The following is a 2,296-nucleotide window of genomic DNA, read 5'->3' as shown; positions in this document are numbered from 1 at the left end:
GCCGCCCCGGCCAGGGCGACGCCGGCCAGCCGCCGGCGGGTCGCGCCTGGTCTGGATGGGCGCAGGGGTGTGGTGGGACGCATGAGGCGTGGTTCCTTCCGTCGGCGCCTGTGGGGTCAGCTGTCGGGTTCGGGCTGGAAGGTGCCCGGCCGGCATACCGGCTTCACCCCGAGGCGCGACCGGCTGCCGCGTCGAAGATGGGTCCCCCACCCTCGTCTGTGCCCGGATTTCCGGTGAGGTGGCCGCCGACGAGGTTCGGTGCTGCGGGCCACGCACGCGCTGTGGGTCATGGGAGCTGCTATGGAGTTGAGGGTCCTGCGCCTGCACTCCGGCCCCGACCGGGCGCCCGCACTCCTGCGACGGAGGGCGTGCGACGCCGCACATTACGGGAAGGTCACGCTGCTTGACAAGCCCCTCCTATATCTCAGGTCCCTTAAAACCCATGGACGACACGCCGACACATGCGTCACTTCTGACACATCTGCGCGCAGATCCCGCCGTCGCGTCGGATCCGGCCCTCCGGGGCCGGTCAGGTGTGCCGTGCCGGGCCATGCTCGGGCACGCAAAAACCCCGCGGCGCGCCGTGCGCCGCGGGGCTCTTGCAGGGAGGTCTCACCCAAGGGTGATCACTTGGGCAGGTTGATCTCCTGGCCCACGAAGATCAGGTTCGGGTCGTCGATGTCACCCTTGTTGAGCTTGAAGATGGCCTTCCAGCCACCCTTGACGTCGTGCATCTCGGCGATCTCGCCGAGGGTGTCACCCTTGCGGACGGTGATCTCCTTGACGTCGTTCTTGTTGACCTTGGGAGACTCCGCCTTCGGGGCCGGGGCGGCCTCGGGGGCCGGCGCAGCCGCGCGGGTCACGGCGACGGACACGTAGTGACCGCTGGAGGTCTTGATCCACGCGCCGTTGGAGACACCGCTCACGGTGGTGCCGGACGGCGCGTAGTCCACCACACGGTAGGCCGTGCTCGGGCCGGAGCGCACGTTGGCACCGGCGGAGAAACGCGACACCTGCTCGGTGCCGTTGAAGGCCTCGAGCGGGGTGGTGCGGTCGTAGCTGCGTGACGAGCTGCTCGAGTCACTCCGCGAGGAGGTGTCCGTGGACGGCGCCGGGGCGCTGTAGCCACCGTTGGAGCCGGACAGACCCGCCTGGACCGAGCAGACCGGCCAGGCCCCGGGGCCCTGGCTGGCGAGGACCTTCTGGGCCACGGCGATCTGCGCGGACTTGGACGCCAGGTCGGCGCGAGACGCGTAGGCGCCGCCGCCGTAGCCCAGCCACGTGCTGCTGGTGAACTGAAGGCCGCCGTAGAAGCCGTTGCCGGTGTTGATCGACCAGTTGCCACCGCTCTCGCAGGCAGCGACACGGTCCCAGACGCCGGAGGCGTGGGCCGCGCCGGCGCCGAAGCCCATGCCGGCGACGGTGGTGGCGGCGCCGACGAGGGCAACGCCCGCGACGCGACGAGTGGTGCTGCCGCTCTTGGGCGCAGCGTGCTTAGGGGTGTAGCGCATGAGGGGGAGGTTTTCCTTCCTGACGGGCGCCGGTGAGGTGAGCTGTCGGGTTCGGGCTGTCAGGTGCCCGGCCGGCTCCGCCGGCTTCACCCCTAGGCGCAGCAGTGCTGCGCCACTGGTGGGTCCCCCACCCTCGTCTGTGCCCGGACGTCCCGGAAGGTGTCCGCCGACGAGGTTTGGCGCTGCGGACACACACGTGATGTGAGTTTGGTCGGTATGGAGTTGGAACTGCTGCTCCGGCCCCGACCGGAACGCCCTTAACATCGAAGGGCGTGACCAAAACGTTACGTGATGATGCCCCGATCGCCAAACGTGGGGCGTGTCGTGCTCATCACGTCGCGGCGCCTCCCCATCTCATCACCGTTCCGCGGCCCACCGACGCGAGGGCCGCGTCACCGACGCCGTGCACGCCGGCGCCTCACGATACGGCGATCGAACGGGGCCGCCACCACGTCGCCGAAGACGAGCCCCGTCACGATGGCCAGCGCGGTCGCCGAGGCCCCGAGCAGGGTCGTGACACCGGTGGTCGCGAGCGCCTCGCCGTGGCCGACCACCGACCCCGAGACGAGTTCGTACATGCCACGGAAGATGCGCAGACCCGGCAACAGCGGCGAGATGGCCGGGATCACCAGCACGAGCGCCGGCGCACCCATCCGCAGGGCCACCAGGCGGCCCACGAAACCCATGGCGGCACAGGCGAGCCCGAGCGCCGTCATCGAGCCGATGCCCCCGGTGGCGTGCAGCAGGTCCGCCACGAGCAGGCCGCCGGCCCCCATCGCGGCGGT

General features: G+C 70.4%; 2 protein-coding genes and 2 riboswitches. Both genes read right to left on the bottom strand.

From position 1 onward, the window contains the following. Positions 1–90: 90 nt before the first annotated feature. Positions 91–246: riboswitch (cyclic di-AMP (ydaO/yuaA leader) on the bottom strand. Positions 247–626: 380 nt separating this feature from the next. Continuing rightward, positions 627–1,511, bottom strand: a complete 885-nt coding sequence (locus FRW57_RS24925; RefSeq protein ID WP_152186932.1) for a transglycosylase family protein — start codon at positions 1,509–1,511, stop codon at positions 627–629. A 32-nt stretch (positions 1,512–1,543) separates the two neighbouring features. Further along, a riboswitch (cyclic di-AMP (ydaO/yuaA leader) is annotated at positions 1,544–1,642 on the bottom strand. 261 nt (positions 1,643–1,903) lie between these two features. Beyond that, positions 1,904–2,296: threonine/serine exporter family protein (locus tag FRW57_RS20565; protein WP_203230455.1), on the bottom strand; the 393-nt coding region annotated here is incomplete at its 5' end.

Origin of the sequence: Segeticoccus rhizosphaerae, assembly GCF_009192725.1 — a bacterium.
Lineage (GTDB): Bacteria > Actinomycetota > Actinomycetes > Actinomycetales > Dermatophilaceae > Segeticoccus > Segeticoccus rhizosphaerae.
The sequence above is the reverse complement of the archived record's forward strand: the minus strand, read 5'-3'. Positions and strand labels throughout refer to the sequence as shown.